Consider the following 16,431-nt stretch of genomic DNA (forward strand, 5'->3'; position numbering starts at 1 on the left):
AGTATACATTGTCGTTCATGCAAGACATGGAGATAATATAGGTGATCCGGACTTCCCTACATTTTTGTTTCGCTCTTCAAAAATACTTACCCTGTTCTCACAATTGCTTCATCGCAGCGTTCTAATCATTAGCTTAATTGATGTGTAAGCAGTCTATTGAACACAACCTTCAGTCAATAAACTAAAATCGAATCTCGCACTGTCTAACAAAATAGCGGCAGATTAGCAGACAGATTTATCGCCACTTATTGCATCAAAGCGTGAGAAAAAAATGATGACAGCGGCACCTCTCCCCACACATATAATTGCATCATTATCCACTACTTAAGAAGATTACAGGCTCACTTACCCTATCAGAGGATAAATAAAACACTGTTTTATATCAGTCATTCAATGATTGAAGGCCGCTCATTATGTGAATCATTATTAACTGCAATTCATTCCAACCCAAGATAAATCAATTATATGTACTTTTTATGCCAAGAATTCCAGTGGCGAGCCTAAATATTTAAAGCTAAACGTTATCGAAAAAAGTAATAAGTGCTCAATATTAAAGGCAGCTTTTGTAAGAAAATTTTTCTTCCGAACCGTCTTTTCGACGTACCCAGAAACAGATGGTATTATAATCTGCCCGTCTAACGAAAAAGCTTTCAACCCCGCATCCTATTTTCTCATTCGCATCAGGATGCCTTAATAACGTTTGATGCAAAAATGCTGTATCATCCTCGCCAACAGTCTCTTCAGGCCTGTATTTGTTCAGCATAGTCTTCAGGTGTTCATGAGCATCCCCCTTCTTATCAAAGTGTACTCCACCTATCTGTAACGGTTGGGACCTTGCCATTTTTCAAACCTCATTAATTCTATGAGTTGCAACAATTTTACTAATTTCTCTTTTCACCAAAGGCGCAAGGTCTAATATCTCCCAATCACCTTCATATAATCTAGCCAAAACTTCCTTTTCGCTCATTTCACTTCGGCCATAAAATTCGGCTATTTCTATAGCGCTTGTTCGAGATAAACCTAGACCAATGAGAGATATCAGAGTTTTTGTGCTCACACCAAACTCTAAGAATAAGTCGTAAGTTAGCTCATCAGGAAATTTGTCTAACGCATCAGACTCCTCGAAGTGTTGTCTTAAAACTGATAGATAAGCTCCTAGGTACTTAGGAGCGTAAAACCTTGCGATCTCCTCCACTTGAGCCATAGTATCTCTAATCAACTTTGCGTAAGGAAGCTCTTCATCAAACTGATAGTCCCCATTTTCTTTTTCTCTGTTAAGTCTCGCTGAAATCATCATCCCTAGAGATTTTCCGCGCATCCAATCCCACGTTGTCAGTGCACAGGGTAAAACTCGCTTAGTAGGTGCAAATACTGGTGCCAACGTCAAATTGATAATATCGAATATAAATACAAAGCGGTTTACAGAATCATAGTCTTCGGGAGGGATGGGGAGTAAATTTTCAACATTTCCAGAATATTCTCTAAAATAGTTGAGTAGTTTTTGTAACGCTATGACAGATATTCCGGGATTGGCGGATACTATCTGGTCTTTAATATCAATGTCGCTCAATAAGGGCTTTATTAAGTCCTCTATATATTGAGCAGCTTCTCGGCTAATTTTTTTAATTGGAGATGAATTCAAAATGGAACCGTCTCGAATCTGGCTGTTCATCAAGTAAGCTGTAACGTGCTCCAGTTTATGATCGAGATCCTCGGTATGCATATTTTTTCGATTTGAAATGTATTTCGTCAAATCGTCATACTGTTTGATAACAGCGTCTGTTTCTCTTCTTATAGGATAGGCAGTTTTTTGAGGTATGCCATCAGGCCAAACTTTATCTTTGCTCACATCAACACAAACTATGTTACCGTAAAAATCTGATCCCCAGCGACCGGCCCTTCCCGCAAGATTCCAAAAATCTTGCGGCGTCATATGATGTTTAATGCCTTTTTTCGGCCCCCTTACTACTATTGTTTTGCATGCTATGTTCACACCTTCAATAAGAGTCGAGGTTGAGATAAGAAATTTTATTTCGCCTTTAGTGAAAAGCCGCTCAATTTCTTCTCGAATTATCGATGGCATATTGCCATAATGGAAAGCTACACCCCGCTTAACAAGCTTTACCAATAGAAACTTAGGGTGAATAATTTTTTTGCATGACTCTGAGAGTTCATCAAGTTCTTCTGTACTTGAGAGCTCTTCGTCTTCGAGACCATCATAAATAAGTGTAGCAACTTTTTCTGCGGCGCTTGCTGAATTAACATAAACCATTGTGCCGGTCGTATTTTTGCCCAACTCTAGTGCAACAAATGCCTGTCTTTTTGAGTCGTTGGTTGGTCTATCTATTAACTTGAAGCTCCCCAAATCTGCCAATGTACCATCAACTGAAAGAAAAAATTTCCAGTCTATAGGTTTTCCGCGTATTTGTTCAGCCACTATAAGGTTTTGCGTTACAGTCGGAGAAGCACTAGGCACTACCGCTTTAATCAAATTTACAGGGGCATCTTCCAGCAAGATTTCAGGATTTTCAGTGTGCGGACTGAGAAATACAACCTTACACTTACTGTTTTCTCTGTATATTCTTTCCAATGCTTCTTGAAGAATTACACCTCTTCTTTCATCAGCAAGTTTCTGTGCTTCATCAACTATTGCTATATCAAACTTCTGAGGAGTAACACCTGAATTCAAGAAGATATGAAGTCGCTCTTGAGTAAAAACTGCGATGAACGGCTCATCTCTACCTTTTAATTCCCTTAACGGTAATGACGTTATTTTCAGACTTTGGAGGTTGTGATTTATTTTTAGGTCGTTCAATTGCCGCTCAATCTCGGTAACTAACGCTCTGGTGGGAGCAATGAAAACAGCAGAGTGGCTTCCTTTATTCGCGAAATTCGACAAAAGCCAGTTCAATATCGTGAAGGTTTTACCTGCTGCTGTAGGTGCTGTCGCTGATATCCAATCTGCATTAGCTAGTTTGCTCCACAGTTCAATTTGAAAAGGGTTGCCAGAAATTGATTGGCTATTGTTAAATACAATCTCGGAGTTAAGCTTTCTCTTATTCCATAGCAACTGTTCAATGACACCGACCCGAGAACCTATATGTGGCTGAATAAGTTGTTGTTCTTGAGCTAGATTAATAGTTCTGTGATTAGATAGTCTTGCTAAGATTAGACTACCTGCATCGCGGACGATTGCATCCTCAGAAAAGCATAAGGCGCTCTGAGCAATCATTAGCGCATACTCTAGCTGTCTTTTATTATCACTCTGAGTAAAAATACTGGCAGCTAGCAAAAGCTTTTGCCAGTTGTGGGCTTCGTTATTATCATCCGTATCGCAAAGGCTTGCGATTATGCTGTTTCGAGCTGACCAAATTCTCAACTTGTCTAACTGCGCCTTAATGCCATCATTACTTTCTAGCCAATTTTGTAGGCTTTGCAGGCTCATTTGTCGACTCCCAACAAGCTCAGGAAATACTCCCTGAATTCGCTAACCGTTCGCATTGGGACGCATATAAAGTGGATATCGTAATTATTTATTTTCTCTTTTCCTACGCGATTTTTTATTTGTTTAGTCCATTGTGGTACATGTTCTTTAATCTTTTCTGCTAAATCGCTATCATTTCCGATTACCTCATCTTCTGGATATAACTCATTGTCAAAACCAATCAGAGCAATTCCGCAATGCTGAAGAGACAGCGACTTAGAATCGTTCATATCGAAATACCTCTTAAGCCCTTCAATAATATTGGGGTCATCGAAGTTGGCAAATTCATTTATTAGAAATATGTCTCTAGAACGTGTTGAAACGTTGGAATCATGTTCGGTTAGAAATGGGGCGAGGGAACTTAAGCAATCTCTTACGGCTGTTGAGCAATCGCCATACAGCTTTGATTCTCCCCAATATACTTTCAGTAAACCGTCTTTAGTTCCTTCAGCATAAACTCCGTCTGCCCCGTGGTAATGCATTTCAGATGACGTTTTTAGGCTCATTTTGCAGATAATTTGAGAAAGACCGAAAACTGCTTCAGCGAAAGCAAAAACCAATAACTCGCCACCCTCCCCGCTTTTTTTCAAAGATGAGAAAAGTTGCATTGCTTCAAATTGGAGTCTCGTTATTTTCGAACTAGAGCCGGTTTCATCGAACTCCTTTTTAGCTTCATTTATGCTCTTGCGCGGTATGGCATAGTCGAGAACTTGGTCTCGGAGGTAGTCAGCTAATGGTTTGTAACGAACCCTACCGTTTGCGTCGAGGGGTAGCCGATATGTATGAACTTTTGTATTGGTCTCTTCTAACTGAATTTCTTCAGTTATTATTTTAAGGTGTGTGTCCGTCACTCGCCCAGCGGCGCGAACCGTGACAGACAGAAGCTTACTTAAATCCTCTTCGCAAATCTCTGCATTTTCATGAGACACTAAATATATTCCCTTATTCTTGGCATCTGTAACAGCAGGCACTTAAAAGAAAATAGCGTACAGAACGACCATATTTCAATAGCCTAGCATACTGAGCTACATGGTTCAGCAGTTATTAAGCAACTGCGTTTTAGCGTGTGGTGAGAAGTGTTCCCCTATTACTGCTAATGGGAGATATCTCGCTACGTTACCACTGTTAGACTACTGTTTAGTTTTTTAGGAAAGGTATTACATTGCAAATTTCTGTTTGTTAAAAATGTAATAACCCTGATTTTATATTGGGTCTGCTAAAATTTTCTCCCATAACTTTTAAGTACTTTTTCCAAAACTAGCCTTAGATCATCTGAAGAAAGTCGTGTTTGGCGAGAAATTGTAGTCTTTGCATATAACCTACCTGAATCATCAAACCCCAAGACACCGTTGTTGTTTATAAAACTTTCCAATATGTCCACCTCATATTCATCAAGCATAATGTCTCCTGCTTCTAGCTGTTCGTATTCAGGTGCAACGACGGTTTGAATAGCAGGCAATTCCTTAACATTACGAAGCATATCATTTTGGTTCCGTAAACCTGTAACCTCGCCGTATAGCAAACTGACCTTATATCGCAATACAGGATCGGTGATTTTTGATAATTCATTTTCGGTTACTAATTCTTCCTGACCAGCAATTTCTTTTTTATCAGATTCTCTTCTACTTCTTTCATATGTGGCATTTACTGACCAAGCATCCACTAAGCGTCTGTAAGGATTGCGGCCTCCTTCTTTGTTATAAATTGACCGTGGACTCATAATGACACCTTGTTGCATCAATAAGTCAACAAGATTGGTTATCTCTATCGCTAACCCTTTTTTTGCGAGTTTTTCACAAACACTGTGTATTGCTGCGAGCTTATTTAGTTTATTGGCTTTACCTTGATTTTCCGCAGTTAAAAGCTCATATAATTCTGTTACTTGGTTTCTAGTCATCGTAATGCTGGCCCTTTCTGCTAACTAAGGCTTTGGTGTGCTCTCTAGCCATATCAATTAATTGATCTGTCGATTCTATTTTTACACCTAGCTGTCTAAGGGTAACAGCATTAGTATCAAGTTGATTGAGTTCATGATCTGTAAATTTATAAGTCAGATAAGATGCAAGTGAGTCACTCGCACTTTTAACTTCAGCTTCTGTCAACATTCCCATTGTTATTGGGGCCACACCTGCATTTAACATAATTTTATCAATAAAATGATTGCGTTCACGTTCTAAGTCATTATCGCGGATGTGGGCATACAAACGACTTGCTTGCACTAACAAATCTTGTTGACGGAATTTATTTTGAGCAAAGAACTTTGTTTCTTCTAGGCTTTCGACCTGTCGGATTGGGATGTATTTATTTGCATCACATGCATCGAATTTAGCGTTAGCTAAACAACGAATACCTTCTATTAATCTGTATGTAGCGTGAGCATCGCAAAGTTTTTGGTCAAGCGCTGCGGTTTTTCTAGACAAAAGAGCTTCAGCACTTTTAACTTCGGTTTTCAATGCTGGTGTGATGAAAGCCGCACCTTTTTCTTTAGCAACTAATTTTCTTTGTCTATACAGATCTTCAAGCTCAGTCCGCGCTAATTCAACTTCAACGGAAAGCTTCTGTGAATCAGCTAGTATCTTATTGCCATGCAACCATAAGGGTATTAACCAAGGCTTACCAGAGATGAAGAAACGACAACGAACACAATTTCCTTCTCCACCGGGTACTTCACCATATACATCTTTACCATTTTGACCTGCTTTACGAATTAGTTCACCGCCAACACTACATAATGTGCCAGCATTGGGACAAAGACCTAATTGATTACTTTCCCACAATGATCGGACGCTCTTTTTAAAAGCTTCTTTTGCGGTTTTTTGATCGTTAAATATTGAATATCTATGGGCATCTTCCCACGCAGAGGATTTGAGCCAATTGGAAAAGTTCGCTTGCTGATTGTCTTCAATATTTTTTTGTGCAGACGTTAAGATTTCTGAGACATGTGATGCTGTGTGTTTGATGTAATACAAAGTCATTAGAATTGATGCATGTCCCGCAACAATTTTACTCAAAATCTCTATCGGCACTCCATTTTCCACAAATGCTGTTAACCCTGTGACTCTAAGACCATGAGCGGTGAATATAGCCGATTTAGGTGCCCCATTTTCTTCTCGGTCAGTAATTATTTCAACATCTTCGCCTTGATCTTTGATGCGCTTTTCAAGTTCGTCCATTAGCGCCAACCAAAAACGATTTAACAGCCAATCAGCTGAAGGGGAATCTGGAGAAGTGTTTAAAGGGGAGCGGAATAAGTAAAATCTGTCTGGTATTATATTTTTAACCAATTCTGTTGGCCTAGTTGACCAGATATTCTTTGGAATGTCCTTGTATTTCTTTGGCGTTTTTACAGGATTATACTTTTTCTGCCAAGCAAAAAGCTCATAGGCATATTTTATAACTGATTCATTATGCCAAGGTATTACGTAACCAGAGGTTTCAGAAAAGCCTTGTGATCTGTCTTGCGTTTTATTGGTGTTAATATATATCCCGACACCGTCTTTTCCTTGGCTATAAATTTTTCTAATAATACCTCTTTCGGATACTTTGTTACCTAGCTGCTTCCAGTAGCCCGCGTGTGGTGAAGTGTTAGTCACCCACTTTTTTTCTTCTTGAGAGTATGTTTGGCTGTCACCTTCACCAGAGTCTGACGATTTAATTTGTATCCTGCGAACAGGAAGTTCACACATAATCAAATAAAGATAGGTAGAGACTGGGCACCATACTCGCGCTATCTTGTTGGTGTCTGGATCGATAAGGTCTACGTATTCTTTATCGAGGGATTTGGGCCACGCGTAATCGTCTTCCGACAGTATTTCCTTGCAAAGCATTAGCCATTTAGTCGGCATAGCCTGCTTAACGCTTTCTGTAGGTTTAGGCTTGATATCGTTCTTGTTATTAAGAACTAGTTTTATTTCTTTAGCTGTTAATAGCGGATAGCCAATGCTTGTGATACCGCCATCTTCGTCTTCTTCCGTTAGTCGCCCTTCAATGATCCAGTTTACAAAGTCATTCATGTTAAGAGCTGCTGCTCTCTTATTGTTTACGTCATTTTCGTCAAGATACTTCCAAAAGGTATATTTTCTTTCACTAGTAAGAAAGGTAAAGGGGTCATAAGAGTTTTCAACAGTTCTCAAATAATTCAATAGCTTAGTGAACGAAGCGTTCCTATCTTTTGTGCTTTTAAGTAACAAGCCGTCACGCCACTCTTCGAATAGGCTAAGCCACTTATCGTAACCAGCTGCTATCGCGCCAAAATGATAGTCACTACGCCTTATTGAAATCGATGCGATGTATTCATCATTTTCATGAACTTTTGCAAGTGTTTTTGCTAATATTCTAGTTGCATTGATAAACCTATCTGATAGCTGCTCTCGATAGCTGGTGTCTACATTTTTGAACTGAACGACGATGGAATTCCAGACATCAAGCGTAATCTCTTTCAGTGAATTTAATTGAAAATACTTAGCTATATAACTCAGCAAAATTATAATTGCATTTCTGTTAGTTGCTTGACTCTCTTTCAATGATTCAAAGTGATAAGCATGCTTCAAAGCGTCTTTAACCAGCTCGATCGACTTGTCTAATTCCAGCACTATTAAGTTTTCTTTGTATGGTATCCCACCGCGAAATGTTAGCACTTCGATTAATGGTATGAACTGATCATCACTTCTATATCGTTCAGTCAGATATGTCACTACACTTTGGTCAACTGGGTATTTCTGTAACGCTAGAAAGCTAATTGCAACTTCGTCTGTTAAACCACTGCCGCTAGTAATTCCATTAATCATTTTCCATTTCCAATATTGACATATCAGACTCTGTCAACGATGCGCCGACAGTTGACTCAATTAAACGCCTAGCTTTCTCTAACTGACTTGTGATTTCGTTAAAGGTTGGTTCAGTATAAGTTCCTTGAGAAAGAAGGCTGCGGTGTCTGAGACCTAATTGGATTATCTTGGATGGTACGCCCGCCTCAGCTAGTGTTCGCCCATACAGATGCCTATGGCCATGCGGCGATGTCCCCTCCAACTTTCCATATTTTATTGTTTTTTTTAATCGCTTTTCTAATCGCTTGTACGCACGTTTTAAAGCATCCTGATAAGCCTTAATACTATAAGGTTCACCTGCGTTGCCAGCTTGTTTTACAAACAGAAATGGATGCTCTGTGCCATGCCTGTCTTTATAGCTTTTCATTAGCCCTGTACGGTAACTAAGGTAGTATCTAAACATTTCACGGAAAAGTTTTTCAGCTGCGGTGTGAATAAAAAAGACGGGGGCAGACAAACTGTCATCAACTTTTAGACTTTTCCATCCTGCCTTGTAACTCTTCGAATTGTTGTTATCATTTCTTGGTCTTAAATTTCGTTGAGCTAAATAAGTTTTACGATGAATATTTTTTTCACCAGCTATCTCAGTGTATGCTTCGGCTGGATGCCGTAAAAAAACCTTACATGAATCATCTGTTTGCGGCACAACATCGTTGAACCATATATGAAATGGCTCGCTTACACGTAAACCACCAAATATTGTCAACAGTGTGATCATCTTAGCTGTTAAGTCTTCTCGATCTTCAGGTAAAACTGCACTCTCATCTTTAATAAAACCAAATTCAATCAATGGAGCAACAAGTTCAGAGGGGAATTTTCTAGCCTCACCAGACCCGAACTCAATTTCGCCTAACTCAATAGTTTTATTTACCTGTTTCTCGGCAATACTTCGTGCTAATTCATGAGCTTTCACACTATGATTCAAGAACATAAAAGCTTTAGCTTTATTCGCTTGGTTTAAGAAGCGGAGAGTTGTGCTTTCATCACTTGGACGAGCAAGTAGGTTACTAGGCTGCGGTTCAATTATTCCTTCATTTTCACACCACTCAATATACGCTTTTATTGTCGATAATATAGACTTAGTGCTTTTCAGACTTGCAGGAGGCCAATATAATTTTAATTTATCTTCATGATCATCAATATCAATCGTCCCCTTGAGCAAGGCCAAGGCAAATCTCCTAATCAATAACTTGTGAAAATTAAATATTTTTTTTGAGTGGTAGGCGCGATTGTAAGAAATGCAGAAATCGTAGAATAAGCCTAATGCTCTAGAAACTTTGCGCTTCCAATTTAAACTACGTGTGGGAAAAAATATAAAGTAATCAACCAGCGAACTAACTAACTTTATTTGATTACCAACTTTGATATAGAGAGCAGGTATTTTCAGATCAGTGCTTCCCCTGACTTGCTGAATCACTACCACATGATGTTTCGCAACCGCTGATGGTTGTGTTCTAGCCATACCCGCCCTCCGGTAACTTAGTAAGTTTTACTATGAGGGTTACACAGAGTCAACTAGTAATTTCTATATCACTCTTCAAGTTAAAAACCTATTATAGTAAACATTAGTAAGTACAGACTAGGGTGCTAAAAGAGCATCCGACTCATAATCGGCAGGTCCCCTGTTCAAGTCAGGGTGGGGCCACCATTTTTCCTACGCTTCATCGATAGTTACTACTAACCTGTTTTGGTTGGTGCTACCTCTGTGCTACTTATTATTCTAGCATGCAGATTGAGTTGCATGAACAATAGTGCTTTGTACGATTTCTTTTATGATCGATGTCTCGTCTTATACCTTATTTGGCTAAGTATTTAGCTGAGTTCTCCTATACATGGCAGTGTCCGCTTACTCTAAAATTCGAATTGGAGTAGCGGTCAGTAGGTATGTAAGCCTTCCATAATCTAACGATGCAAAGTAGACTAGCGAGTTAAGATAACAAATTTAGATCTTTACTAATCTGGCCTCAACAACCGGATGGTCACATACCATGACTTGGCGTCAACTTTCGATTTATAGGGATATTAGTGGCCACACTTGAGGTTTAGTATTATATTGTTGAGATCTGGAAGGAATAATTGAATAGAGCCATGCCAACTGTTGTTTCGCTATTTTCTGGTTGTGGAGGGTCAGATATAGGCCTTAAACAAGCCGGTTTTCAAACGATATTCGCTAATGACGTACTACCATATGCAAAAGATTTTTATGAAAGAAATCTCAATGAAGGCGAATTTTTACTAAAGGACATTCAGCAAATAAACTCATTCCCTTCATCAGACTTACTGGTGGGTTGCTACCCTTGTCAGGGATTTAGCCAGGGTGGCGCTAGGGATGCAGATCGTAAGATAAACTATTTATATAGAGATTTTGCAAGGGCTCTTAATCAAATAAAGCCTAAAGCTTTCGTTGTAGAAAATGTAAGCGGAATGGTGCGTTCAAACTTTGCGCATTTGTACAGAAGTCAGTTGTATACCTTTAGGAGAGCTGGATATAAAGTGACAGCTCAAATAATCAACGCTGCCGACTACGGGTTGCCACAAGAGCGTAAAAGACTTTTCTTTGTAGGTATTCGTTCTGATTTTGGAGTACGTTACAATTTCCCTGAACCAACACATGGAAATAATACATCAAAGCCTCATGCTTCACAGAGGGAATATATTGGAGATCTTCCTGAATGGCCAGAAGGTGAATTCTATAACCTCGACTTTCATTGGTATTACTTATCGAGAGACCGGTATAGAGGGTGGGATCAACCCAGTAAAACAATTGTCAGTAACGCCAGGCACGTCCCTTTACACCCAATGAGCCCTAAATTGGTTAAGCTTAAACACGACGTTTGGAGATTCAGAGAAGATAAACCTGCTCGAAGGCTTTCATATGTTGAAGCGGCTAGACTACAAGGTTTTCCAAAAGAGACTGTATTCCCTGATACCTACGGTATGAACATGCGTTATACCATTATCGGAAATGCAGTTCCCCCTCCAATAATGAAAGCTATAGTAGAAAACATGCCAAATATTTGGTAATAACTTTGAAAATGTTAATTTGCGTCTTTAACCATTTCAATAAGACTTTCTAAATTGTCTTTTTCCTCTAGGATGAGTTGGTTATTTTCGCAAATTAAAGTTAATCGGAGTCTATCTAATAAAATATTGTCTTCATGTGAGCTGTCTATTAAATATCCACTGGCCGAACAAAATGGAATGGCCATTGTCTTTATAGGTGAAACCAATGACAAGGGACGAATCCAACTTTCTAATTTTTTGGGTTTAATGTCATTAAATTTATTTACCCAGTCGTTGCCACATGCACATTGCCCCATTACATACAGCTTGCCATCTCTGTTGTTAAAAAAATCGTGCCAAGCAATGTAGTCGACACCACAATCTTTAATTTTAATGGCATCATCGTCCTCCAACCCAGCATGAGGCGACCAAGTCCATTCATGCAAAGAGTTTGTCTCAGCTTTAATATACTCTACGAGGTCTTTGAACTTCCTTGGTGCTCCTTGTACTCTCGGCCAGCCGGTATGCAGCCATTGGGCACCTTGACCGAGCATTAACCTTGTTACTTGAGCAGCAATCTGCTCAAACTCGCGTGGAAGTTTTGTAAATTCTCCTTTAGTAATGTTCGGTGCATTTGAAACTGCTAGGCAGAACCGATAAACAAGACTTGTTTCCCCAGGTTTCAATGAAACTTCAGCTCCGTTGATTTCAAATGGGTAATGGTCACCAAGAATTTCTGATCTCATGCGAAGTTTTTCAAGCAGAAGTCCTGCTGCACTATCTTTGGCTGCATCATCCATAGCCCAATCTTCGTCTAACTGTTGGTCTAATTGATAATCGTCTAAACTATTAGCAATATTGTCATCTTCTATTCCGGCTTCCACGTTAGCACTTCCGAATAATAAAGCTCTAAATTCAGTTTGATCTGCATTGCTTTCGGCATCTTGATGTAATTTTCTATCAAATACTTGGTAACTCACCAGTCACTTCCTTCCTGACCTTTTAACTGATCTGCTAATCCTTTATCTAATGTTCTGAACTGGCGTTTAATTTGTTCTAAATACTCTTGGAGTTGGGGAACTTTTGTTCTGTCCAGATTTTCTCGTACTAATCTATCATTTGCTTCTGCTAGTAAATCTCTCATCGTAAAGAGAATGCTGGTTAAGCGCTCTTCAGCAGGCTTGGTCAGCTCTTCAATGTCTTTAACGTGTTTACCTTCCCTAAGAAATTTAACCTTCTCGGGAGTAGATACCGCTGAAGCTAACTGAGATAGGTTCCTAGAGTCACCAACTTGCGAATCTTTACCAAGACTTTTATTTCCAAACATCGCTTTAAGCAACAGAGCGGCGTTTTCCAAAGACTCTTCAGGTATAGGGTGTTTATCAGTGGCATCTTCTGATATTTTCAGAAAATCCTTAATTTGCTTGTATCCAAGGATGGTATATACCCAAGAAAATGGGTACTTGGTGTTGCTGCCTCTTCCGCCTTTATTACTGTTTGCAGGATCAAATAAATTTTTGTTTTCAAGCTGCTTTACATAGTTATAGCCTTGAAGCAATTTCCGTATAGTCTGATGGTTGTCACCTGTCATAACAGATACATCATCTATTGAAATTTTATTACCACTTACTGTTGACTGAACCCAGTTTGCTTTAGCAAAAGAATCCCAATCTTTGGTAGATACGATATGCCTGACACCGAGATATGACAAAAGTGTCCTGTCATCATCGTCCTCTTCAAATATTATCGCAGGAACGGGATCAAATGATGGAGAACCATGCTCAGAATGAAGCTTAGTGAATTTTTCAATTCTGTCAGAGTGCGATGCTGCTCTTTTATCGTTAGATAAAATCAACATAGCAGTCACTCTTCGATTTCCCTCTAAAACGACATATCGAGAACCTTTTCTTTTAACAACTATCGGTTCAGCTGCAAAAAAGCCATTTACCGAGAGTGAACTAAGTACATCGTCAACACCAAAATTTTTTACTATGAAATTTAGAATCTCTGGTTGAGATGTTTGTTCTGTAAATTCACCATTACCAAACCTTGGGTTATGAACATCAAGATCTATGTCAGTTAAGCTTATTTTTTCGATTGCTTTATCTTTTATTGGGGTTACATTGCTCATTCTTCTCAGTTCCTTTAGGAGCGCATGACGTACAGGTTACAACAATTTTTTTTGACTAGCAGTAACTCCTATAGAAATATTGGCTCTCCAATCTTCGCAAGCTATTGAGATACTTTATTTATTAGTTTAAAGATAGCTTAACCCTCCGCAGTTTTTGGCTTACTTAAGAGGTTGATTGTACCGATTTTCCTAACTATCTGGATGTCTGCTTCAACTTTTCCATCATATAGATGAATTGGTGTAAAATCCTCTGATAAAATCGAAGGTCTTAGAAAATGACAGCCAAAAGGCACAGATAATACGCTTATGATTTGTTGGTATTCTTATCCATGGTTTAACGGCCGCTACAAACGATCTTCTCCCATTCAGTATGCCTATCCCGAATGCTTCTTGCTATCGCAGTAAATTGTTTGTGGATCAAAGTTAATAAAGCGTCAGCTGTATCTTATTACCTTCCTAGCTACATCAAATAAACTTCCGTAATCTCCGGTCTAAAGTGTCCCATCTCTTGCGAAACCGTCTCCAGAGCATGAGCGCGGCGATACCCTATAGCGTTTAGCTCGCGCATCCTTTCTTGAGCATAGCTATGTCGGAGCCCGTGGGCTCCTGTAGAGAAGAAAAGGATGCGTTTTGACGCTTTACTGAAGGAGTCTGACCATCGCTTCCCTGCCCCGATATCATAGCGCTGGAGATAATTAATTTTCCGATCTTTGACGGTTACTGGGTTTTCAAACCTGCGCTGCTCGAGCTGCTCGACCAAGTCGTTAGGAATTAGTACGTGACGTATCAACCCGCCTTTGCCCTGCACCGTGTAAAGCTGACCTTCTCGCCCTGCCCATTTTGAGTTTAAAGCGGGACGTTTGTCAGGGTTTCGCTCTTCAGCTCTTGCAAGCGTCAGAAGCTCATGTGCTCTTAATCCAGCAGCATATGCTATCTGAGTGGAAAGTTGATGTGTGTCAGTTTGATGTTTGGATACTGCTAGAGCCTGTGCCGACGTGTAGGCTCTGGACCTTTTAATTTCTTCTAGCTCTGACTTGACGCGGTACAAGGTTGCTTTAGGAGGGATTTTGCCATTCAGTTGCATCATTGCCTGAATGGCCTGTCGCTCCATATCAAGCGCTTTCTGCCCTACAGCTTCCGCTCGGTATTCAAGGTAATACCTGGCAATGTCTGGTGTCAGTGACTGAAGCCCGTTTAGTTTGTTTTCCTTTGTCCACTTGGCTACAGTTTTAAGAGCTTGTTCGTAATTACGGGCTGTACCATATGACTTGATAATTCTTGCTTTTGTCAGCCCTTTAACTACATTTTCTGCCTGCGTTTCTGCTTTGGCGAACTTAGGCATTTCTGTCCAGCCAACGTTTCACCGTGGTCCAGTTTACTACAACACCTCTACGAACAAGCCAGCGCTGAAGCTCCGCTTTACTAGCGCCCTCTTCATAGAGTTTACGCAAGTGAACACCGTACTTGTCTAGCTTCGACGGCTTATGCCTCTTTCTGGCGATTAGTCGGGTCTCGGCTTTAAGCTGAGACACTTCATGTACTTCATTAAACATCATGTCATTCCTTAGGTTGTAAGATTAACTGGCTGTAAACAACTCAGCGACACTTAAGCCTATTCGCCCCTGTTTAGCGCATAACGCAAGGCTCGGACCGATCTCGCCTGGGATTAAATAATCAAAATAGATAGAAACGGCAGCAACTAAGCGCCGAACTTAAACGCCGAAAATGCGACGTGACATGACATATATTTTTAGAAGGACGTGAGGATGCCTCACTACGTGGAAACGGCAGCTGGAGAGCGCCGACTTTTTTCGTTGCCCGAACGGGCTAGTGGTTCAAAGATTACCTGCATATAAATCAGGATGCAATCTGCAAATAAATTTCTGCGTGTGAGCGCCAGAACCCAGACGCCCGCTATGTTGAAGGCGATTTTTCGACTTCGACATAGCGGGCGGCGGAGCGCCCGAATAAAAGAGAGGGGTATTGCTCATGATGCCTCTGTTTTACGGGTGGGTTCTTAGCGAAATTTACCAGGCAGTCAGGCAAATAAGATGGAAATATAGTAAAACATGAAAAGGCTTAATATTGGGGTCACGATACGTCGCTATTGTCTGTTTTGATGAAACTCCAATATCGCTTCAGCTAAATCATCTTCCACACAAAACAGAAATGCAGTGGGCACGTTCAGCACTGCACTTAAAGACAGCACCGTTTTAAAGTCTGGTGTATGAACACCGCGCTCGTACTGGTTCATGCGCGCAGACGCTACAAAGTTGTCCATCCCTGCCTGTATCCCTAATTGCTTTTGGGATAGACCTACCCTTGTTCTTGCCTGTTTTAACCGTATTGGGAACGGCGAACCATCATTTGCTTTCACTTGGTGTACGACATCTGCTATTGAAAACTAAGATTTTCTTAGCTTTAATAGCACCTAGATACTAAGGAATACTTAGCCATCAATTTGGCATGCCAAATTGAGCGTGGAGGTAAAAATGGGATTCGAAGGCTTTTTGGGGATATTGGCTGTTGTCGCTTTATTCATTGTTAGTGCCTTTATTGGTAGTAATGAAGCTGACAACAAAGGAAATGAACAATTGGATAAGCTGGATGATGGTATGGGAAATGTTATCGCTGATGGTGAGCACATGACTCGTGAAGAGGCTGAGGATGCTCAGGCGCGAGGCGAGCTTTACGATACCTATCTATAATAATTAGGCATGCCTAATTTTGAGCGGGCTTTTTTTGACTAATGAAAAAACAGGCGCTAAATCAGTACGAGGCTGACATGACAACATATGAATGGTTTCAGGTTTGGGTATTGATGGTTTTGGCTATTCGAGCTACCCGACGCTATGACAAACTTAAGCACGATCTTTTTGATGCAATTAAAGCTGGGAGAATCTAACTATGGGACCTTTACTTGCTGGTTGTGCACTGATTCTAGGCGTTGTCATTTTCTTTGCGTGTTTATTTCATCTAAAGGTAAA

General features: G+C 40.1%; 13 protein-coding genes. 2 read left to right on the plus strand and 11 right to left on the minus strand.

What is annotated here, in order from left to right:
- Window positions 1-550: 550 nt before the first annotated feature.
- The 6 genes from AC0J2X_RS03925 to gmtY all read right to left on the minus strand — a co-directional run bounded on the left by AC0J2X_RS03925 (window position 551) and on the right by gmtY (window position 9,772).
- On the minus strand, window positions 551-841 hold the full coding sequence (locus AC0J2X_RS03925; RefSeq protein ID WP_472995777.1) for a DCL family protein: 291 nt from the start codon (window positions 839-841) through the stop codon (window positions 551-553).
- Between the two features lie 3 nt (window positions 842-844).
- Entirely contained in the window at window positions 845-3,445 is a 2,601-nt protein-coding gene (locus AC0J2X_RS03930) for a DEAD/DEAH box helicase (protein ID WP_472995778.1), read from the minus strand.
- Entirely contained in the window at window positions 3,442-4,413 is a 972-nt protein-coding gene (locus AC0J2X_RS03935; protein ID WP_472995779.1) for a HamA C-terminal domain-containing protein, read from the minus strand. Before AC0J2X_RS03935 ends, AC0J2X_RS03930 begins: the two co-directional genes overlap by 4 nt.
- Window positions 4,414-4,700: 287 nt before the next feature.
- Window positions 4,701-5,381, minus strand: a complete 681-nt coding sequence (gene gmtX / locus AC0J2X_RS03940) for a gamma-mobile-trio protein GmtX (protein ID WP_472995780.1) — start codon at window positions 5,379-5,381, stop codon at window positions 4,701-4,703.
- Window positions 5,374-8,271 (minus strand): VPA1269 family protein, encoded by a 2,898-nt coding sequence (locus tag AC0J2X_RS03945; RefSeq protein ID WP_472995781.1) that lies wholly within the window; start codon window positions 8,269-8,271, stop codon window positions 5,374-5,376. The genes gmtX and AC0J2X_RS03945 overlap by 8 nt, the downstream gene beginning before the upstream one ends.
- Window positions 8,264-9,772: a gamma-mobile-trio recombinase GmtY gene (gmtY, locus tag AC0J2X_RS03950; RefSeq protein ID WP_472995782.1), complete on the minus strand. Its 1,509-nt coding sequence runs from the start codon at window positions 9,770-9,772 to the stop codon at window positions 8,264-8,266. Before gmtY ends, AC0J2X_RS03945 begins: the two co-directional genes overlap by 8 nt.
- Before the next feature lie 626 nt (window positions 9,773-10,398).
- Between gmtY and AC0J2X_RS03955 the strand changes: the two genes are divergently transcribed.
- The gene (locus tag AC0J2X_RS03955; protein WP_333973164.1) at window positions 10,399-11,334 is read left to right on the plus strand and encodes a DNA cytosine methyltransferase; all 936 of its coding nucleotides are present in this window, start codon (window positions 10,399-10,401) and stop codon (window positions 11,332-11,334) included.
- A 14-nt stretch (window positions 11,335-11,348) separates the two neighbouring features.
- Here AC0J2X_RS03955 and AC0J2X_RS03960 read toward each other — a convergent pair whose 3' ends face one another.
- From AC0J2X_RS03960 to AC0J2X_RS03980, 5 genes are all read right to left on the minus strand, one after another.
- Window positions 11,349-12,293: a hypothetical protein gene (locus AC0J2X_RS03960; RefSeq protein WP_333973162.1), complete on the minus strand. Its 945-nt coding sequence runs from the start codon at window positions 12,291-12,293 to the stop codon at window positions 11,349-11,351.
- Window positions 12,290-13,444, minus strand: coding sequence for a hypothetical protein (locus tag AC0J2X_RS03965; RefSeq protein ID WP_472995783.1), 1,155 nt, complete (start codon window positions 13,442-13,444; stop codon window positions 12,290-12,292). The genes AC0J2X_RS03960 and AC0J2X_RS03965 overlap by 4 nt, the downstream gene beginning before the upstream one ends.
- A gap of 460 nt (window positions 13,445-13,904) precedes the next feature.
- The gene (locus AC0J2X_RS03970) at window positions 13,905-14,786 is read right to left on the minus strand and encodes a site-specific integrase (protein ID WP_472995784.1); all 882 of its coding nucleotides are present in this window, start codon (window positions 14,784-14,786) and stop codon (window positions 13,905-13,907) included.
- Complete coding sequence (locus tag AC0J2X_RS03975) at window positions 14,779-15,000, minus strand: hypothetical protein (protein WP_472995785.1); 222 nt, start codon at window positions 14,998-15,000, stop codon at window positions 14,779-14,781. The genes AC0J2X_RS03970 and AC0J2X_RS03975 overlap by 8 nt, the downstream gene beginning before the upstream one ends.
- 548 nt (window positions 15,001-15,548) lie before the next feature.
- Window positions 15,549-15,821 carry a helix-turn-helix domain-containing protein gene (locus tag AC0J2X_RS03980; protein ID WP_076012106.1) on the minus strand — a complete coding sequence of 91 codons (273 nt, stop codon included), beginning with the start codon at window positions 15,819-15,821 and terminating at the stop codon, window positions 15,549-15,551.
- A 115-nt stretch (window positions 15,822-15,936) separates the two neighbouring features.
- On the opposite strand from AC0J2X_RS03980, the gene AC0J2X_RS03985 reads away from it, so the two are divergent.
- Window positions 15,937-16,152: a hypothetical protein gene (locus AC0J2X_RS03985; RefSeq protein ID WP_472995786.1), complete on the plus strand. Its 216-nt coding sequence runs from the start codon at window positions 15,937-15,939 to the stop codon at window positions 16,150-16,152.
- Window positions 16,153-16,431: the final 279 nt, after the last annotated feature.

The sequence above is a fragment of the Alteromonas sp. R7 genome (assembly GCF_055755235.1).